At 58.1% G+C, this 17,844-nt stretch carries 17 protein-coding genes; 12 read left to right on the top strand and 5 right to left on the bottom strand.

Features of this window, described 5'->3' with window-relative positions:
- Both U5A05_RS12805 and U5A05_RS12800 read right to left on the bottom strand, forming a co-directional pair.
- Positions 1-1,197, bottom strand: coding sequence for an efflux RND transporter periplasmic adaptor subunit (locus U5A05_RS12805; RefSeq protein ID WP_321833168.1), 1,197 nt, complete (start codon positions 1,195-1,197; stop codon positions 1-3).
- A 30-nt stretch (positions 1,198-1,227) separates the two neighbouring features.
- Positions 1,228-2,856: an efflux transporter outer membrane subunit gene (locus U5A05_RS12800; RefSeq protein WP_321833167.1), complete on the bottom strand. Its 1,629-nt coding sequence runs from the start codon at positions 2,854-2,856 to the stop codon at positions 1,228-1,230.
- A gap of 415 nt (positions 2,857-3,271) precedes the next feature.
- Between U5A05_RS12800 and U5A05_RS12795 the strand changes: the two genes are divergently transcribed.
- A complete protein-coding gene (locus tag U5A05_RS12795; protein WP_261738313.1) occupies positions 3,272-3,949 on the top strand; it encodes a type 1 glutamine amidotransferase domain-containing protein in 678 nt (225 codons plus the stop codon).
- Between the two features lie 71 nt (positions 3,950-4,020).
- The gene (locus tag U5A05_RS12790; RefSeq protein WP_321833166.1) at positions 4,021-4,650 is read left to right on the top strand and encodes a glutathione S-transferase family protein; all 630 of its coding nucleotides are present in this window, start codon (positions 4,021-4,023) and stop codon (positions 4,648-4,650) included.
- 82 nt (positions 4,651-4,732) lie between these two features.
- Here U5A05_RS12790 and U5A05_RS12785 read toward each other — a convergent pair whose 3' ends face one another.
- Complete coding sequence (locus tag U5A05_RS12785) at positions 4,733-5,824, bottom strand: NADH:flavin oxidoreductase/NADH oxidase (protein ID WP_321833165.1); 1,092 nt, start codon at positions 5,822-5,824, stop codon at positions 4,733-4,735.
- 49 nt (positions 5,825-5,873) lie between these two features.
- On the opposite strand from U5A05_RS12785, the gene U5A05_RS12780 reads away from it, so the two are divergent.
- The gene (locus U5A05_RS12780; protein WP_261738310.1) at positions 5,874-6,209 is read left to right on the top strand and encodes an ArsR/SmtB family transcription factor; all 336 of its coding nucleotides are present in this window, start codon (positions 5,874-5,876) and stop codon (positions 6,207-6,209) included.
- Position 6,210: 1 nt separating this feature from the next.
- On the opposite strand, the gene U5A05_RS12775 is transcribed toward U5A05_RS12780, so the two are convergent.
- Complete coding sequence (locus tag U5A05_RS12775; protein ID WP_261738309.1) at positions 6,211-7,401, bottom strand: MFS transporter; 1,191 nt, start codon at positions 7,399-7,401, stop codon at positions 6,211-6,213.
- Between the two features lie 109 nt (positions 7,402-7,510).
- Between U5A05_RS12775 and U5A05_RS12770 the strand changes: the two genes are divergently transcribed.
- The 9 genes from U5A05_RS12770 to U5A05_RS12730 all read left to right on the top strand — a co-directional run bounded on the left by U5A05_RS12770 (position 7,511) and on the right by U5A05_RS12730 (position 16,811).
- Positions 7,511-8,431, top strand: a complete 921-nt coding sequence (locus U5A05_RS12770) for a LysR family transcriptional regulator (protein ID WP_261742431.1) — start codon at positions 7,511-7,513, stop codon at positions 8,429-8,431.
- 137 nt (positions 8,432-8,568) lie between these two features.
- Entirely contained in the window at positions 8,569-9,180 is a 612-nt protein-coding gene (locus U5A05_RS12765) for a dTMP kinase (RefSeq protein WP_321833163.1), read from the top strand.
- 437 nt (positions 9,181-9,617) lie between these two features.
- Complete coding sequence (locus tag U5A05_RS12760; protein ID WP_321833161.1) at positions 9,618-10,976, top strand: MFS transporter; 1,359 nt, start codon at positions 9,618-9,620, stop codon at positions 10,974-10,976.
- A gap of 3 nt (positions 10,977-10,979) precedes the next feature.
- Positions 10,980-12,743: a dihydroxyacetone kinase family protein gene (locus tag U5A05_RS12755; RefSeq protein ID WP_321833160.1), complete on the top strand. Its 1,764-nt coding sequence runs from the start codon at positions 10,980-10,982 to the stop codon at positions 12,741-12,743.
- Positions 12,736-13,206 carry a ribose-5-phosphate isomerase gene (locus U5A05_RS12750; RefSeq protein ID WP_261738305.1) on the top strand — a complete coding sequence of 157 codons (471 nt, stop codon included), beginning with the start codon at positions 12,736-12,738 and terminating at the stop codon, positions 13,204-13,206. The genes U5A05_RS12755 and U5A05_RS12750 overlap by 8 nt, the downstream gene beginning before the upstream one ends.
- Positions 13,203-14,015 carry a triose-phosphate isomerase family protein gene (locus U5A05_RS12745; RefSeq protein ID WP_321833156.1) on the top strand — a complete coding sequence of 271 codons (813 nt, stop codon included), beginning with the start codon at positions 13,203-13,205 and terminating at the stop codon, positions 14,013-14,015. The genes U5A05_RS12750 and U5A05_RS12745 overlap by 4 nt, the downstream gene beginning before the upstream one ends.
- Complete coding sequence (locus U5A05_RS12740) at positions 14,000-14,806, top strand: sugar phosphate isomerase/epimerase family protein (protein WP_261738303.1); 807 nt, start codon at positions 14,000-14,002, stop codon at positions 14,804-14,806. The genes U5A05_RS12745 and U5A05_RS12740 overlap by 16 nt, the downstream gene beginning before the upstream one ends.
- Positions 14,807-14,809: 3 nt before the next feature.
- On the top strand, positions 14,810-15,679 hold the full coding sequence (locus U5A05_RS12735; RefSeq protein WP_261738302.1) for a phosphogluconate dehydrogenase C-terminal domain-containing protein: 870 nt from the start codon (positions 14,810-14,812) through the stop codon (positions 15,677-15,679).
- A gap of 88 nt (positions 15,680-15,767) precedes the next feature.
- Positions 15,768-16,811: a Gfo/Idh/MocA family protein gene (locus U5A05_RS12730; RefSeq protein ID WP_261738301.1), complete on the top strand. Its 1,044-nt coding sequence runs from the start codon at positions 15,768-15,770 to the stop codon at positions 16,809-16,811.
- Positions 16,812-16,868: 57 nt separating this feature from the next.
- Here U5A05_RS12730 and U5A05_RS12725 read toward each other — a convergent pair whose 3' ends face one another.
- Positions 16,869-17,834 (bottom strand): D-ribose ABC transporter substrate-binding protein, encoded by a 966-nt coding sequence (locus U5A05_RS12725; protein ID WP_321833155.1) that lies wholly within the window; start codon positions 17,832-17,834, stop codon positions 16,869-16,871.
- Positions 17,835-17,844: the final 10 nt, after the last annotated feature.

Genomic DNA, 17,844 nt, shown 5'->3' with positions numbered 1-17,844 from the left:
TTAGTGTTCTTGTGGGGTCGGTGCGGGGTCGTTCAGCGGGGCGGCGTTGTTATTGATCTGCACCGGCGAGCCATTTTTGAGCTTCATCTGGCCGCTGGTGATCAACAGGTCGTCTTCCTTCACGCCGGACAGGATGGCGACCTGGTCGCCACGGGTAGGCCCGGTCTTGATGAAGGCTTGTTGCGCCGTCAGCTCTTCTTCACCCTTGTCGTTGGTGTGCGGTGTGGCGATAAAAACCGTGGTGCCGTAAGGGTTGTAGGTGACCGACGTCTGCGGAGCGGTGAGGTAGCGCTGTGGCGTACCGGACTCGACGATGGCCCGGGCAAACATTCCGGGCACCAGGCTTTGTTTGGGATTCTCGACGGTCGCTTCTACGGTGACGTTGCGCGTGGTTGAGTCGAACTGAGTGTCGATGGTGCTGATTCGCCCCGTGAAGGTTTGATTGGAGAGGCCATCAGCGGTCACCGCGACCTTTTGGCCAATGGCAATTTCCTCCAGCTGGGTCTGTGGCACGGTGAAGTCGATGTAGATCGGATCAAAGGTTTGCAGCGTGGCTATTTTGTCGCCGGGGTTAAGGTATTGACCGGGGTTGACGCTGGTAATCCCGATACGTCCGGCAAACGGTGCGCGAATGGTTTTTTTCGCTACTAACGCCCGTTGTTGTTCCGCAGCGGCGAGCTTGGCCTTCAGGTCGGCGCTGTCAGTGTCAACTTGGGCTTGCGACACGGCGTTCACCGCGAGTTGGGCCTTGTCGCGCTTGAGGACGATGACTGCCAGGTCGGCAGTGGCCTCAAGCGAGTGCAGTAGCGCGATGTCCGAGTCGGCGTTCAACTGCACGAGCAGCGTCTGTGCCGCAACCTCTTGTCCGGGCTTGAAGCCGATGGTGCGCACAATGCCGCCCACTTCGGTGGTTACATCAACCCCTCTTACTGCCTTCATCGATCCCACGGCAGAGACACTGGGTTGCCAGTCGTCGAACGGCACGTGCATGGCCGTCACCACGGAGGCGGGCAAGGGCACCTTCGACTGTGCGATCAGCGCTGAAATCTGGGTGAATTTGACCCCGGCAATGATCGCCACAATCACCAGTACCACTCCGACCATGATCAGCATCGGCCGCCACAACCGACGTTTACGTGGCCCGCCCGGTGCACTGGGCTCGGGTGGCAGGGGAGAGGCAGTCTTGACGTCAGCCATGGGGGGTTCTCACTGTTTCAATCGTTCAATTCAGTCCAGCCGCGCCGCATTGGCAGGTGCAGCCTTTTTGTTGGCAGGCGGCATGATCTCTTGCCAAGACGGCAGGCCGAAGCGATCGGGACTGCCAGCCGTGGCAGGGTCCACGTCAGCGCGATTCCACCAGCCGCCACCCAGTGCCTGGAACAGGGCGGTGGTATCGCTGTATCGAGCAGCCTGGGCCTTGACGCGCGCAAGGACGGTGTTCTGGTAGGTTTGTTGGGCCGTGAGCAGGTTGATGTAAGCAACCGCCCCGAGTCGGAACTGTGCTTGTACCAGGCCGAGGTTAGCTTGCGCTGAACGTTCAGCCACCACCTGCTGGTTGAGCGCATCAGCGTCGGCTTCCAGCGCTCGCAGTGCATTGGCCACATCCTGGAATGCGGCAATCACCGTGCCGCGGTACTGGGCCGCCGACTCGTCATAAGCGGCCACGGCTGCGCGTTTACGATGCTCGAGTGCGCCGGCATCAAATATTGGCTGGGCAATCGACCCGGCGAGGCTCCAGACACCACTGCCTGCCGAGAACAACCTAGTTCCGCTGGCCACGGTAGAGCCCAATGATCCGGTGATACTGAACTGTGGCAGCTGGTTGGCGACAGCCACGCCAATATTGGCGCTGGCCTGATGCAGTTGAGCTTGCGCAGAACGCACATCCGGCCGCTGGCCGACGATTGCCGAGGGGAGACTGAGTGGCAGTTGTTCCGGCAAGTGCAAAGAAGCCAGGTTGAAACGCTCGTCCTGATCCTGATTGGGAAACCGCCCAAGGTAGGCCATCAACTGATTGCGGGTCTGCGCCAATTGCTTTTGCAGGGGCGGCAAGGTGGCGCGTGTTTGTGCCAGCGCGGTCTCCTGCGTGAGGACGTCAGTATCGCCAATCGCGCCCAGTCGCCGCTGCGCGTGCAGAAGGTCGAGCTGGTCGCTCTGCAGCCGGATGATTTCTTCGGTGGCTGCCACCTGATCGCGTACAGACGCCAGGCTGACCGCGGTACTGACCACGTTGGAGGTCAATGTGAGGTACGTCGCCTCCAGTTGGAAACGCTCGTACTCGGCTTGCGCCGTAGAAGATTCGATTTGCCGCCGGGTGCCGCCAAACACGTCGGGGGCATAGGAAATGCTCAGCGACGCAGAGTTCAGCGTGAGAATGGATGACGACGGTGCCCCTGTCGTGACCCCCGATATTTTCTCGCGGGTTTTCGACACATTGCCGGTTATGGAAGGGAACAGCGACGCTTGGTCGGCATAAACCAGTTCGTTCGCCTGGCGCAATGCCGCTTGTGCGGCGCTGACATTCGGGTTGGCGTGCATCGCTTCTGCCACCAGGGCATTGAGTGCCGGTGAGCGGAACAACGTCCACCACTGCCCTGGGATATCCATCCCGGCAATCAGCTGTTGTGCCGCGCCGCCAGCGTCGACATCAGCTTGGGCGGTGGTGGTGAGCTGCTTTCGGGAATAGTCGGCATTTGCGGCCACATCAGGGCGAACAAAGTCGGGTCCCACGGTACAACCCGCGAGGGCAATGCACAGCAGACTCAACGGCGCCAGAAAATGTGACTGTCGAAAAATCGCGCAGATGTGCATCACCTGTCGCGAACCCGATGCACACTGGCGAGGCAGCTCTTTCATAATCACTCTGATTAATCAGTGGGTTAACTACTTTGATGAGCGATGCGCGCGCGTGCACCAAGCCGCCCCCTGAAACAGCAGCGGATGACTGGATCCAAGTCACGATGAACAGATGGGATAAACGTTAATTCAAGAGTGGCGCAACCGCCAATAGAGGAAATCTTTATCGAACGATATTGAGCGAGGTTTCTTGCTATGTTGCAGAGGAACAACTCAGTGTCGAAACAGCGCCCAAGTTATCGATGTGGCGGCCTGTGCAGCAGGCATGGGGCCTATCATGATATTCGCGTTTTTCGGCGTTGCACGTATTCAAAAACCGGTGGTCGTACATAGTCAGTGCAATGCAGTACATCCAGCATAAGCCCAAGGCAGATCGCGTTGCCAAAGGCCAAACCGCAGCAATGAGGGCTATGACATGAAAGTTCTGATGGTTCTAACGTCCCACGATCAACTGGGGGACACGGGCTTGAAAACAGGATTCTGGCTTGAAGAGTTCGCAGCGCCTTACTACGTATTCAAGGATGCCGGGGCCGAGGTGGTGTTGGCGTCGCCAGCAGGTGGTCAGCCACCGCTGGACCCAAAGAGTGAACTGCCGGATTTCCAGACTGACATGACCCATCGATTTAACGCTGATCCTGCCGCACAGCAGGCCTTGGCGACCACCGTCAAGCTGGATACGGTGAGCGCTAAAGACTTTGACGCCGTGTTCTACCCGGGTGGGCATGGCCCTCTGTGGGATCTGGCCGAGTCGAAGACGTCTATCCACCTGATCGAATCCTTCGAGCGCTCTGGCAAGCCCATTGGTTTTGTCTGCCACGCACCGGGAGCGCTACGTCATGTGAAGGCCGCGGACGGCGCACCGCTGGTTAAAGGGCGCCGGGTCACCGGTTTCACCAATGGTGAGGAAGCGGCAGTAGAACTGACCGATGTCGTGCCATTTTTGATCGAGGATGAGTTCCAGAGCCTGGGTGGGCATTATGAAAAAGGGCCGGATTGGGCCCCCTTCGTGATTGAAGATGGCAAGCTGATCACCGGTCAGAACCCGGCGAGTTCTGAAGGTGTTGCCAAAGCACTGGTCGCCCAACTGAAGTAACCACTGACAGCGTCCGGGCTTGTAGAGCAGTCCGGGCGCCGCGGGTGTCCCCCTCATTAAAGAGAGCCGTCATGATCACACTTCACCACCTCAACGCGTCCCGATCGCTGCGTATACTTTGGTTGCTTGAAGAAATTGGCGAGCCTTACACCCTGATCCGCTATCAGCGCGATCCGGTCACTCGTCTCGCGCCGGCCTCGCTGAAGAACATTCATCCGCTGGGCAAGTCACCGGTGATTGAATTTGACGGGCAGGTGCTCGTTGAATCAGGCGCCATTGTCGAATACCTGATCCGCCGGTTCGCGCCCCAGCTGGAGCCCGCGTTCAATTCACCGGATTATCTTCAGTACCTGCAATGGATTCACTTTGCGGAAAGTTCGGCGATGGTGCCGGTGCTACTCAAGCTATTTACCCAGTTTGAGATCAACGCCGGGACTCAATTGAAATTCCTCGACGGCTACACCCAGACCGAGTTTGAGAAGGTCCTGGGGTTTCTGGACAGTACGCTTGCGAACAGAACCTTCATCGTGGGAGATACATTGTCAGGGGCTGATTTCATGCTGGCTTTTGTCGCCATCACGGTGATCGAGCAGATGAGGGCAGGGGTGCAATATCCTCATGTGCAGGCTTACCTGCAACGTCTGGCTGGACTGGACAGCTGGAAGCGAGCATTAAAGCTGGAGAACTCGCCGCAAGCATAGTTGAGCCATACGCACCCCGGTGAGATGAGCTCCATAGCCTGGGTAGAATTGCCGCTAACAACGCGGCAATTTCCCGGTCAACTTATCTGTAGCGTTCAAGCCAGTGAGCGTAGGGCGCAGGGAGCGTCCAGGAAGCCTTTTCAACCCCCAACTCTTTGGCTGCAAAGTACGGCCAGTGCGGATCAGCCAAGTGAGCCCGGCCCACTGACACCAGGTCCAGCTGGCGAGATTCGATAGCGGCTTGTGCCAGTTGCGGAGTACCAAAGCCCCATGCAGAAGTCACCGGCAGGCCCGACTCGCGACGCACGCGCTCGGCGATAGGGCCCATGAAGGCGGGACCCCAAGGAATATTGGTCTGCGCGATAGTGAAGCCTACACTGACGCTCAACAGGTCAAGCCCGCCGTCCTTGAAGCGCCGCGCCAATTCAATCGATTCAACCAGCGTTTGCTCATCACGCCCGTCATACTCGATCACCCCGAAACGAGCCGTCAGTGGCAGGTTCTCTGGCCAAACTTCACGCACGGCTGCCAACGTCTCAAGCAGGAACCGACTACGGTTTTCAAAGCTGCCGCCGTACTCGTCGGTGCGCTGATTGGAGTGTTCCGAGAAGAAGCTTTGACCCAGATACCCGTGTGCGAAGTGCAGCTCGATCCATTCAAAACCGGCGTCACGGGCCCGGCGTGCAGCATCGACGAAGTCCTGGCGCACCCGGGCAATGTCTTCCAGGGTCATTTCCTGGGGGACTTTCGGCAGATTGCCGCCGAACGCGATGGGAGAGGGGGCGATGGTCTTCCAGCCATTTGGATTACCATCCGCGATGTGATCATCGCCTTCCCAAGGACGGTTAGCGCTGGCCTTGCGCCCGGCATGGGCTATCTGAATGCCAGGCACAGCACCGGCAGCCTTGATCGCTTTTACCATGGGCACGAACGCCTGGGCATGGGCATCGCTCCAGATGCCGGCGCAGCCTGGCGTGATACGCCCTTCGGGAGATACGGCTGTTGCCTCGACTACAACCAGACCGGCGCCGCCCCTTGCCAAACTGGCCAGGTGGACCAAGTGCCAATCGTTGACCATGCCGTCATCGGCCATGTACTGACACATCGGCGGAATGGCGATACGGTTTCTTAAGGTGACGTCCTTCAACGTGTACGGTTCGAATAGTGCAGACATGTCATGGCTCCTGGAAAGTTTGTTTCGCTTGTTCGATAGTATTCGAAATATGGCATTCATTGAAAGCGTTCGTTATCATCGCCACATGCGCACCTTCAAACATCCAGTTCCATCTGATTTCATCCTCGAGCGTTTGCTTTACGCCCTGAGTGACCCTGTCCGTTTCGAGATTGTCCGGTATCTTGCGGGCGTCGCTGAAGCATCGTGCGGCGAGCTGGACGGCGGTCGCCCCAAGTCCAGCATGTCCCATCACTTTCGAGTCTTGCGCGACGCCGGGCTTGTTCACACGCGAAATATCGGTACTACGCACATGAACTCGCTGCGGTCGGAGGAACTCAATCTGCGTTTCCCGGGCTTGCTGGATTGCATTCTTTCCCAGGCCTGAGTTACTGACGACGCATCATCAGCAGTGCAACGATGACAGCGAGTGCGGCGATCAGGGTGGCGATAATGCCGATCGAGCCCAGGCCATAGTGACCGATGCCGACCCCACCAAGGATTGCGCCCAGGCCGATGCCGGCGTTGGCTGCCGATATATTCAGGGTCGCAGCCAAGGCCTGAGATTGCTCACCGGCCTGCATCACTCGCACCTGACACACCACGAATAGCGCGGTGTAACCGATACCCCACGCCACCAACGCAACGGTCAACCAAAGGTGATGAGGTGCAAGCGGTACGGCCGCCAGCATCCCGGCACCGGCCAGCACCAGAAACACCACCATGGCAGCCAGCGGTTTGCGGTCTACCATACTGCCGCCCAAGTGGTTACCAACCATGCCGATCGCGCCGAAGCCCATCAGCCACCAGCCCACCTGGCCAGCAGGAATGCCGCCGAGTCGTTCAAGGATGTCTGCAAGATAGGTATAGGCAGTGAACAGAGCGGTAAAGCTCAGGACCGACAGCAGCAAGTGAGCCAGAAAACGTGGTTGGCGCAAGATTGCCGTCTGTTTCTGGTCAGGGTGCGATTTTTCGGTGACCGGCAGCTTCGGCATCACCAGATGCATCAGGATGCCAATCAGCAGGGAGACGGCTGCCAGGATCCAGAAGCTGCCGCGCCAGCCCACCGTGTCAGCTGCCAAGGTACCCAGCGGCACACCAAACACCAGTGCGGCGGTAATGCCCAAGTAAACGCGGCCTACAGCTTTACCCGACTGCCCAGGCCCTGCGAGTTGGCCTGCAGTCTCGCTGGCCGTGCCCCAGAAAACCGGTAACGCCAGGGCAGGGATAAATCGAGCCACAGCCAGCACCCAGATATTGCTGGACACCGCTGCCAGAACGTTGGATGCCGCGAACACCATGAGAATGATGGTGAACAGCTTTTTGCGCTCGACATGCGCCAGCCTGGCCGTGAGTACGGGCCCGAATAACATTACGGTAAAGGCAAACAGCGTAACGACCTGACCAGCCAGGGCGATAGAGATATTCAAGTCTCGTGACAGGGCTGGTAGCAGGCCGACGATCAGGAACTCGGTGGTCACGATAATAAAGGCTGCGACCGCCATAATCAGAATCTGAAGTCCTGAACGTGATGTTTCGGCAGGGGCCAATGTGGCACTTGCCGCAGATGAGGACTGCATGTCGCTTAACTCCAGAATAGGTTTTGATATAGCCTATTGGAGAAACTGAGCTTGATCTTTGCTGAATTCTACTGAGTGAGTGGAATTTAATTCATCAATTGGAGTGGTGATGTTTTCGTCTGAACGCCTTAAGGGTATTGATGTTTTTGTTATCGTTGCCGATCTGGGCAGCTTTACGGCGGCCGCTGGCCGCCTGAACCTGACCAACTCTGCCGTCAGCAAGAGCATTGCCCGACTCGAAGGGCGGCTCGGCACCCGTTTGTTTCAGCGCACCACGCGTCGCTTGTCACTGACCGACGCGGGAGAAACCTTCTACCGTACGTGTACGGCGGTGCTTTCAGATCTGGAAGAGGTTGAAATAGCGCTGACCTCGACCCAGACCGAACCTCAGGGCAAGGTGCGTATTGACCTGCCAGCTTCTTATGGAAGGCTTCATGTCCTGCCGCTAATTCTGGATTTCATGAAGCTGCACCCACGGCTGTCACCGCATGTGTCGTTCTCGGATCGGTACGTCGACCCGGTCCACGAAGGTATTGATATTGTTGTCAGGATCGGCGGCTCGGATGCGTGGCCTGCCTCTATAGGGCACCGTTTTTTCGGCACGCCGAAGCTGGTTTTTTGCGCATCACCCGATTATCTGCTCCGCTACGGGCAACCCCAGTCGGAGTCGGACCTGGATGCACACCTTTGCGTGGGTTATGGGCAGAACGACGGGATGGCGATCCCCTGGTATTTCAAAGGCCGTCAGCAGGGTGATAAGGAGCGCAGGATCATGCACCCCCATATTGCCGTGGGGGACGGTGAAGGAGAGGTGATGGCAGTATTGGCCGGGCTTGGCATCGCCCAACTGCCTACCTGGCTGGTGCAAGCGCATTTGAACACGGGAGCGCTGGTGGAGGTTTTGCCTCATCTGGCCACGGAAGGCCTTCCGATGAATTTGGTATGGCTAAAGAGCCGCGAAGCGCTGCCAAAAGTCAGTGCTTTAATCGAATATCTGGGGGCTAATCTGACTCCAGCAGGGCGTCGCTGAGAGAAAGAGCGGGTTTAAGGTTAAAGTGCTCGCCGATGTCTGTTCATAAGGACCTTGCACTCGATTCGCGTAGTCGCACCAAGCGGTTCCAGCAAACGAACAGGGCAAAAAAACGCAAAACAATCGATATTTGAAGAATGAATCGTCCGCTGTTTGTTTCTCTAGATGGGCCCAAAGGAACCGGCAAAACCACACTGTTGGAGGCCGTTACGAAAGCACTGAGGGCCGATAACAAAAAAGTGATCCGGCTTTGCGAGAAAAAAAGCGACCCCGGCAGGGCTGAAACGATGACCCTCGTTAACGCATTCGCCAGAAATCCCACCCGGGATTTAGAGTTAAGGGTGTGTGAACGCTTTGCTGATAGCCGTGCCTGGATTTCCCGGCACGTGCTGACTAAACAACCCCCCGATAGCATCATCCTGATCGATCGCTGGTATCCGTCTGATGCCGCTTTTCGCCGGATACTCCCGTTCGCAGAAATTCTGCAATTGAACATTGAACGAAATGTGCGAGTGCCCGACCTGCATGTCGGGGTTGTCACCGCACCTGAACTTTCATGGGCGAGGGCGGCAGCGCGGCGACGGGGGCTAAGCAGTACGGTGATCCATAAGCTGGAAGAACATGTCGCCTGTACCCAGGCGTTCGAGCAAGCGAGTGCACATCACGGCTGGGTTGTATGCCGTAATGAAGGGACCATCGAAGACGCGACGATGCAGGTTGTTTCCGAGATTTACAGGGCCCTGCGTTGAGCCCCGGGAGTTGGCTTCCACGCGAGGTGTTTATCACGAGATTGGTCACGCGACACTAGCCTGGTTGCCTCAGCTGTTCTGTCTTCGCCCCCTCGCGGCACTTATATAAAGCTCTCCCGGAGTGACAATTTCAGGCTGTATCCGGATGGTTGAGCGTGCCCCGCTAAACTTTAAATAAACAGTTGTTTGATTTTCTAACCCCTCTGGCACGGTCCTCTCAGGATAGTCCTGAGAGTTTATTCTAGCTTGCATAGAGATCATACCATCATCACAGTATACAATTAGAAAGGGTCGTGTTAGAAATTTGCCTAAGCCATCGCTTGATCACGAGCCAGGCCTAAGGTCGGATCGCTGCTTTATAGCGACCATAATAAGAAATCACCTCATCACACCAGTCGTGACGCACTTCATGACCGTAGATGAGTCGGAGAAACGACATGTCCATTGTCTGCGCATCACTTAGCGCCGAAAAATCGGCCATCCGCAAAATATCGCTGCGCCTGGTGCCTTTTGTGGGCCTCATGTTCTTCATCAACTTTCTTGATCGCACGGCGATTTCTTTCGCCGGTCCTAATGGCATGACACAGGACTTGGGCCTGACCATTGCGCAGTTCGGGCTGGCATCCGGGATTTTCTTTATCGGTTATATCCTGCTGGAAATTCCGAGCAATCTCGCTTTGCACCGCTTCGGAGCCCGCAAGTGGCTGGCGCGGATCATGGTGTCCTGGGGAGTGGTGTCCTTGCTCTTCACCTGGGTTAGCAGTGTCGAAGGGTTGTACGGGCTGCGCTTGTTGCTCGGGATCGCCGAAGCTGGCTTCTTTCCCGGCGCCATCCTGTTCCTCAGCCTGTGGGTCCCTTCGCGTTACCGCAGCAAGATCCTCGCGCTGTTTTATCTGGCTCAGCCGTTGACAGTGGTCATTGGTGCGCCGCTGGCAGCCTGGTTGATCGGACATGACGGCCTGTTCGGACTGGCTGGCTGGCGCGTGATGTTTCTCGGCGTGTCACTGCCGGCGATTCTTGTCGGATTCATTGCCTGGTATTACCTGGTCGATCGTCCATCGGAAGCCAAATGGCTGAACGCCGAAGAGAAAGCCTGGTTGGTCGGTGAGCTTGAACGCGAGCATGGCGAGACTCAATCCAGTGCGGGCCATCCGGGTGTCGGACGCGCCATGCTTAATGGCCGGGTGTGGATGCTGTGCCTGATCTACTTCGGCTTCATCTACGGCCTCTACGCTTTGTCATTCTTCCTGCCGACTATCATTGGCGGCTTCCAGGCCCAGTTCGGCACCACTTTCACGGTGTTCGAAAAAGGCCTGATCACCGCGATTCCTTATTTGCCTGCCGCGGTCGCTCTGTATCTATGGTCGCGAGATGCCACCCGCAGAGGCTGTCGCACTTGGCACATTGCGCTACCGGCGCTGACCGGTGCCGTGAGTATCCCGCTCGCCCTGGCTATGGCTTCGCCGGCGGCCACGGTGGCGGTGGTAACGATTACCGCTTGTTCGATCTTCGCTGCACTGCCGAACTTCTGGACCTTGCCAACTCGATTCCTCACCGGTGCTTCAGCGGCTGCCGCGGTGGCGTTGATCAATACAGTGGGCAACGTGGCAGGTTTTTCTGCTGGCTTCGTCACCGGAATGCTCAAGGAAAGTACTGGCGATTACATCGTGCCGATGTTCGTTGTCGGCGGGCTGATGCTGATGTCGGCCGTGCTTATGGTTGCTTTGGGCAGCGAGCGCCGGGCAGTTTCCGTGACGCCGCCCACCCCCACCCGTCAAGCGCTACAGGGAGAGTAAGTAATGACTCGTTTGTTTAATAAACCTTCGGCGTTTGCCAGCGAGCTGGTGCAAGGTTTCGTCGCGGTGCATGGCGATAAAGTTCGTCAGGTTCCCGGTGGCGTCGTACGTAGTACCCGCAGTGAGCCGGGCTCCGTGGCGGTGGTAATCGGCGGCGGTTCCGGTCATTACCCGGCCTTCGCCGGCTTGGTCGGCCAAGGCCTGGCCCATGCGGCGGTCATGGGCAATTTGTTTGCTTCACCGTCCGCGCAGCAGATCTACAACGTTGCGCGTGTTGCCCATAAGGGCGGCGGCGTGTTGCTGGGCTACGGCAACTACGCAGGTGACGTGCTGCACTTCGGTCTGGCCAGGGACCGTCTGCTGGCCGAGGGCATTCAGTGTGAAGTGATAGCCGTGACGGATGACATTTCCAGCGCCGGCAGCGACGAACTGCACAAGCGACGCGGTATCGCTGGCGATCTGGTGGTGTTCAAGGCCGCCTCGGCCGCGGCCGAAAGCGGATATGAGTTTTCTGAGGTGGTGCGCGTAGCGCGGCATGCGAATGCCCGAACCCGCTCACTGGGCGTGGCATTTGCGGGCTGTACGTTGCCGGGGGCGCAACACCCTTTGTTCGATGTGCCACCGGGAAAGATGGCTCTGGGCATGGGCATCCATGGCGAGCCAGGCATTGATGAGCGTCCGGTTCCCAGCGCTGATGAGCTGGCCGAATTGATGGTGGCGGCGCTGCTCAAGGACTTGCCCGAGGACATTGGCTCAGTAAATGGCCAGCGCGTGGCGGTGATCCTCAACGGTTTGGGCAGTGTGAAATACGAAGAGCTGTTCGTGGTGTACCGGTGCGTCTCTCAATTGTTGAGTGAGGCCGGCCTGCGTGTGGTCGAGCCAGAAGTCGGTGAGCTGGTGACCAGCTTTGACATGGCCGGTGTCTCACTGACGCTGTGCTGGCTGGACGAGGAACTCGAGCGATTCTGGTGCGCTCCGGTATCGACCCCGGCGTATCGAAAAGGCGCAGTGGTGTTGGCTGAAACCTTGGGCGAGTTGGCGTTTCAAGTAATCGAACAGGTGGTCATTCCGGCAGCCAGCGTCAAGTCCAGACGGTCCGCGCAGTGCGTGTTGCAGGCGCTGGAAATGGCCGAGCGCACCGTGCTGCAGCATGCCGATGAACTGGGACGGATCGATGCCATTGCGGGTGACGGTGACCACGGGATTGGCATGCAGCGCGGGGTGATGGCCGCCGTTGCCAGGGCGCGCGAGGTACAGGCACTCAAGTGTGGAGCAGGCACCTTGCTGCGTTTAGCCGCCGATGCCTGGGCTGACCAGGCGGGGGGCACATCCGGTGCGCTCTGGGGGGTGGCATTGACGGCATTGGGCACCACTCTTGGGGATCACCTGGATCCCGATACCGCGCTGGTTGCCGAAGGGGTTCGTCGGGCTAGCCAAGGGATAATGCATTTTGGCAAGGCACAGGTGGGCGACAAGACCATGGTCGATGTGCTGGTTCCATTCAGCCAGTCGCTGTGCGAATCAGCGCAGTCTGCACTGGAGCTCGGAGAGGCCTGGGGCATCGCCGCCAAAGTCGCGCAAAGAGCCGCTGCCGACACCGCTCAATTACGGCCGCGCATTGGCCGTGCACGGCCGCTCGCCGAGAAAAGCCTCGGCACACCCGACGCAGGTGCGGTTTCCCTTTCCCTGATTATCAATGCGATCGAGCCGTTGCTACGCGTCGGCCTTCGAGCGCCAAACCTTGCCGAGGAGACAGTCCATGGGTGAAAAATTACGCATTGTAATTGGTTGCGATGACGCCGGTTACGAATACAAGGAAGCCCTCAAGCGCGATCTGATGGCGAACCCGGCCGTAGCGTCGGTCGACGATATTGGCGTAGACAGCCAGAGCCATACGGCTTATCCCCTGATAGCAATAGCGGCAGCCGAAAAAGTCGCGGCAGGGCAGGCCGACCGAGCATTGCTGATTTGTGGTACTGGTCTGGGCGTGGCGATCGCCGCCAACAAAGTCCCAGGCATTCGTGCGGTAACCGCTCACGACAGTTTCTCGGTGGAGCGCGCGATCCTCAGCAACAACGCTCAGGTCCTGACATTCGGTCAACGGGTGATAGGCCTGGAACTGGCACGTCGCCTGCTCAAGGAGTGGCTGACCTATCGCTTTGACGAAAGCTCGGCATCCGCGCTCAAGGTCCAGACCCTGAATGACTATGAACGGGTCAGTGCGCGATGAATCGCCCGGCGGTAACACTCGGGGTCAGCCTGAAGATGTATTTCGGCTACCAGCGAACGCTGCAATGGTGTGCGGCGGTGGCCGAGCAGATCAAACAGCATCCTCAGGTGCGCAGTGGCGCGATTGAAGTGTTGGTGATCCCCAGTTTTCCGATGCTGGCGCCGGCGCTGGAGATTTTCCACGGCATCGCCAAGGTCGGCGCACAAGACGTATTTTGGGAGGACGAGGGCGCCTATACCGGCGAAGTCAGCCCGGCAGTGCTCAAGGAAATGGGTTGTAGCCTGGTGGAAATCGGGCATGCCGAGCGCCGGCGCTATTTCGCTGAAACACCCCGGAGCATTGCCGACAAGACGGCCGCAGCCTGGCGTAACGGTTTGACTCCGATGTTGTGTCTTGGGGAGGAGCACCACGGACGCGTCGAAGAGTCCGTTGAAGTGTGCCTGGAGCAGCTCGAGGCTTCATTGGCCAGTGCGGTGGATGCCGGGCTGCAAGGGGATTTGATTCTGGCGTATGAACCACAGTGGGCCATCGGTGCCAGCCAGCCAGCTTCTTTGGCCTACATCGGCGAGGTTTGCGCAGCTCTCGGCAAGCGGGTCGCCGAGAACGGGCTTGCCGGAACCCGGGTTATCTATGGCGGCAGCGCCGGGCCCGGCTTGCTGACCGCACTTGGCGGTAAGGTTGATGGGTTGTTCCTTGGCCGCTTTGCCCATGACCCGCTGAACTTCGCATCGATTCTCGAAGAAGCGGCGCGACAGTGCGCTGACGCAGTCATCGCCAAGGAGGAGGGCAACGTATGGCAATCGGCTTGAGTACCTACTCGTTTTTCTGGCGTGCATCCGAGCGTGTGCCACGCCCCCTGGATCTGCCGATGATGCTGCAGCAGACCGCAGAGCTGGGTGCGGGGGTGTTCCAGATCTGTGATTACAAAGGTCTCGAAGCGCTCTCGCCGCGGGCCTTGCTTGAGCTCAAACACCAAGCAGATGACCTGGGCCTTATTCTCGAACTGGGTACGCGCGGGCTGGAAACCGCGCACTTACGGAAATATCTGGATATCGCCCGAACTCTTGATGTGCGCCTCCTGCGAAGCATGTTCAACAGCAACACGCACCAACCCACCCTTGACGAGGCCGTCTGGCTGTTGGAAACGGTGATGCCGAGCTTTGTCGAGCAGGACGTCAAGCTGGCATTGGAGACTTATGAGCAGGTGCCGACCAGCAGGATTATGCAGGCGATCGAACGTATCGACAGCCCTTGGTTAGGCATCTGTCTGGACCCTGGCAACTGTGTTGCAGCGCTCGAGCATCCCAAGGATGTGATCGACATGACCGCCAGCCGTGTGCTGAACCTGCACGTCAAGGACTTCAGCTTTTCCCGACGCGACGGTTGGGTGGGGTTCACCTTTGCTGGCTGCCCGATGGGGGAAGGCCTGCTGGATTACGACTACATGCGCGGCAAGGTCCAGCCCGACCACAAGCACATCAACCAGATCATCGAACACTGGCTTCCCTGGCAACTCGACGCGGCGTCTACCTGCGCCATGGAAGACCAATGGACGCGACACAACCTGAACTACCTGAATGCCAAGCAAAGCGAGGAATAACCCATGACATACGAACTGAAAAAAATTGCCATTGTGGGCGCCGGCGGGAAGATGGGCATGCGCATTTCCAACAACCTGCAGCACAGCCGTTACAACGTGGCGTACTGCGAAAACTCGCCCCGGGCGCGTGAACAAATCATCGCCGCCGGTCGTGAGCTGGCGGTCACCGATGAGGTGGTGGCTCACGCCGATGTGGTGATTCTTGCGGTGCCCGACGTGGCACTGGAAACTGTCTCCGGGCTTGTAGTGCCGCAGATGAAAAACGGTGCGATTCTGCTGACCCTCGACCCTGCTGCCTCTTACGCCGGGCTGCTGGCGCAGCGTGACGGCATTCACCAGGCAGTCGCTCACCCCTGTCACCCGTCTGTGTTTCTTGAGCGAACCACCAAGGAAGAGTACGCCGATGCTTTCGGTGGCAACGCAGCTATTCAAGATGTTTGCGCAGCTTTTGAGAGCGGTAACGACAAGCAGCGTTCAGAACTGGCCGAGATCATTGGCGTGATGTACGGCCCGGTGGGGGAGGTGCACTGGGTCACGGTCAAACAACTGGCCTATCTGGAACCGACGTTGGTGGAAACCGTGGCCTGCATGGTCGGCAGCTTCATGAAAGAAGCGCTGGATGAAACCATCAACCGCATCGGTGTGCCTGAAGCGGCAGCCAAGGCGATGCTTTACGGTCATATCCAGATTGCCCTGGCAGTGGCATTCCGCAGTACCAACCCGTTCTCCGATGCTTGCCTGATTGCTATCGACTATGGTCGTGAGCAAATCATCAAACCGGATTGGAAGAAAATTTTCGATGAGAAGGAGCTGGACCTGATCATTGCCCGCATGCTCAAGATCGATGCGGTGCGTAAAGCCGACGCTGCCTGATTCAAGCGCATACTCAGCGACGTTCAGCGCTCGGCGGTTAATACCCCGGGCGTTTTTTTTGACCGGACCGATATCAACAGAGGTATCTATGCAGGACTGCACACCATTGCGCGGGGCTTTGATTGGCTGTGGTTTTTTTGCCCTCAATCAACTGCGTGCCTGGCAGGCGCAGCAGGGCGTTGCGATCGTCGCGCTGTGTGACAGCGATCCCCGGCGGCTGACCGCTTTTGCCGAGTATCAGCCAGATGCAGCGCTGTTCACTGACGCGCAAATAATGCTCGATGAACTGCAACTTGATTTCGTTGACATTGCCACGCCCACTGTAGCCCATAAACCGCTGGTGTTGATGGCGGCGCAGGCCGGGCTACAGGTGATCTGTCAGAAGCCCTTTGCGGCGACTCTGGAGGACGCCCGACTAATGATTGATGCCTGTGCAGAGCGTGGGGTGAGTTTGACCGTGCATGAAAATTTTCGCTGGCAAGCCGCCATCCGGGCGACCATCGAACAGCTGCGCACGGGCAGCATCGGCACGCCCTTTTTCGGACGTGTCAGTTTTCGCAGCGGCTTCGATGTGTATCGTTTACAGCCCTACCTGGCCAAGACCCCGCGTTTTATCATCGATGACTTGGGCGTGCACGTGCTCGATGTGGCCCGGGCATTATTTGGCGATGTCAGTCGCTTGACGTGTGAAACCCGGCGGGTGAACCCGGCAATCCTTGGCGAAGATGTCGCCACGGTGATGCTGGCCCATGATTCGGGGGTTACCAGCGTGGTGGATTTCAGCTACGCCACCCGGTTGCACAAGGACCCGTTTCCACAAACCTTGCTGGAGATCGATGGGGATGCTGGATCGTTACGGTTGCTGGCCGATTTTCGATTGCAGGTGCATGACATGCAGGGGGGGCTGAGGGAGGTTGACGTGTCCCCGCAGGTACCTGCCTGGAGCGAGGCGCCATGGTCGGCTATTCAGCAGAGTGTATTGAGTCTGCAGAACCAATGGCTGGACCATCAACGCGCAGGCACGGCATGCGAGACCAGCGGCACGGACAATTACAATACTCAGGCGCTGGTCGAGGCGGCTTACCAATCAGCTGAAACCGGCACCACCGTCAAACCCCGACGCTGGAAATGACGCCGTGAGCGCCGTGGGCGGGTAAACCTCACGGCGTATTCACATCGGCGACAGACGTTACTGCATACCGAAACCACCCTCGCGTACCTGATGGCTGTTGTCCTTGGACACCAGCACACAATCTACGGATTGTTTTTCCGGTTTGTCGGTTTTACCGGTCCGTAGATATTGGTCGGCCTGCTCCATGGCCATTGCTGCCATTTTTGTTGCTTGCTGCAAGCCGGTGGCGGCGATCGGACCTGCGCCAGCAATCTGCCGCACCACGTCGGGGTTACCGTCGATACCGACCACAATCACCTTGTCGTTGCCCGCGTTTTTCAAGGCCGCGGCTGCGCCAAGGGCCATGGTGTCGTTGCCAGCAAGTACTCCCACAATGTTCGGGTTGGCCTGAATGATCGACTGCATCACGTTATAGCCCTGGGTCTGGTCCCAGTTGGCCGATTGTTGCGCGACCATCTTCATATCGGGAATCTGGTCCAGCACCCGATGAAAACCTTCGGAGCGCACGTGGGCGTTGACGTCGGAGGTGCGCCCGGTCAATTCGACGTACTCGCCTTTAAAACCGACCTGCTCGGCGAAAAATTCAGCCACGGAGGTTGCACACTGAGAGTTGTTGGAGACGATTTGTGCCGTTGCGATGCCATTGGCGTTGACTTCGCGGTCGATCAGAAAGGTAGGTATTCCTGCTTCTTTAGCCCGTTTCACCGCAGCGATGGACGAATCCGAGCCGGCATTGTCGAGGATGATGGCGCTGGCGTTATCACCGATCGCGGTCTGTACCAGGCGTAATTGAATGTCTGGGTCGTCCTGATGCACCAGTGCGTTGGTGCGGTAACCGAGCTTCTTGGCTGCGGCTTGTGCGGTGTCGGACTCGGCCTTGTAAAAGGCGTTGCTGTGCGACGGCGTGATAATCACGATCAAATGATCGGAAGGTTTGAATTCAACCGCCAGGGCACTGGTTGCATAAAGGGCCGCCGACAGTGCGGCCAGCGAGAACAGATGCTCAGAGAAGCTCTTTTTCATTGTTGTTGCC

Source organism: Pseudomonas kulmbachensis (assembly GCF_963681935.1).
GTDB lineage: Bacteria > Pseudomonadota > Gammaproteobacteria > Pseudomonadales > Pseudomonadaceae > Aquipseudomonas > Aquipseudomonas kulmbachensis.
Note: the sequence above shows the minus strand (reverse complement) of the source record. Positions and strands in the feature narration are given on the sequence as shown.

Bases quoted from the DNA above. Each gene is read 5' to 3' on its own strand.
- U5A05_RS12805 (WP_321833168.1), bottom strand. From the start codon at position 1,197: ATGGCTGACGTCAAGACTGCCTCTCCCCTGCCACCCGAGCCCAGTGCA.
- U5A05_RS12800 (WP_321833167.1), bottom strand. From the start codon at position 2,856: ATGAAAGAGCTGCCTCGCCAGTGTGCATCGGGTTCGCGACAGGTGATG.
- U5A05_RS12795 (WP_261738313.1), top strand. From the start codon at position 3,272: ATGAAAGTTCTGATGGTTCTAACGTCCCACGATCAACTGGGGGACACG.
- U5A05_RS12790 (WP_321833166.1), top strand. From the start codon at position 4,021: ATGATCACACTTCACCACCTCAACGCGTCCCGATCGCTGCGTATACTT.
- U5A05_RS12785 (WP_321833165.1), bottom strand. From the start codon at position 5,824: ATGTCTGCACTATTCGAACCGTACACGTTGAAGGACGTCACCTTAAGA.
- U5A05_RS12780 (WP_261738310.1), top strand. From the start codon at position 5,874: ATGGCATTCATTGAAAGCGTTCGTTATCATCGCCACATGCGCACCTTC.
- U5A05_RS12775 (WP_261738309.1), bottom strand. From the start codon at position 7,401: ATGCAGTCCTCATCTGCGGCAAGTGCCACATTGGCCCCTGCCGAAACA.
- U5A05_RS12770 (WP_261742431.1), top strand. From the start codon at position 7,511: ATGTTTTCGTCTGAACGCCTTAAGGGTATTGATGTTTTTGTTATCGTT.
- U5A05_RS12765 (WP_321833163.1), top strand. From the start codon at position 8,569: ATGAATCGTCCGCTGTTTGTTTCTCTAGATGGGCCCAAAGGAACCGGC.
- U5A05_RS12760 (WP_321833161.1), top strand. From the start codon at position 9,618: ATGTCCATTGTCTGCGCATCACTTAGCGCCGAAAAATCGGCCATCCGC.
- U5A05_RS12755 (WP_321833160.1), top strand. From the start codon at position 10,980: ATGACTCGTTTGTTTAATAAACCTTCGGCGTTTGCCAGCGAGCTGGTG.
- U5A05_RS12750 (WP_261738305.1), top strand. From the start codon at position 12,736: ATGGGTGAAAAATTACGCATTGTAATTGGTTGCGATGACGCCGGTTAC.
- U5A05_RS12745 (WP_321833156.1), top strand. From the start codon at position 13,203: ATGAATCGCCCGGCGGTAACACTCGGGGTCAGCCTGAAGATGTATTTC.
- U5A05_RS12740 (WP_261738303.1), top strand. From the start codon at position 14,000: ATGGCAATCGGCTTGAGTACCTACTCGTTTTTCTGGCGTGCATCCGAG.
- U5A05_RS12735 (WP_261738302.1), top strand. From the start codon at position 14,810: ATGACATACGAACTGAAAAAAATTGCCATTGTGGGCGCCGGCGGGAAG.
- U5A05_RS12730 (WP_261738301.1), top strand. From the start codon at position 15,768: ATGCAGGACTGCACACCATTGCGCGGGGCTTTGATTGGCTGTGGTTTT.
- U5A05_RS12725 (WP_321833155.1), bottom strand. From the start codon at position 17,834: ATGAAAAAGAGCTTCTCTGAGCATCTGTTCTCGCTGGCCGCACTGTCG.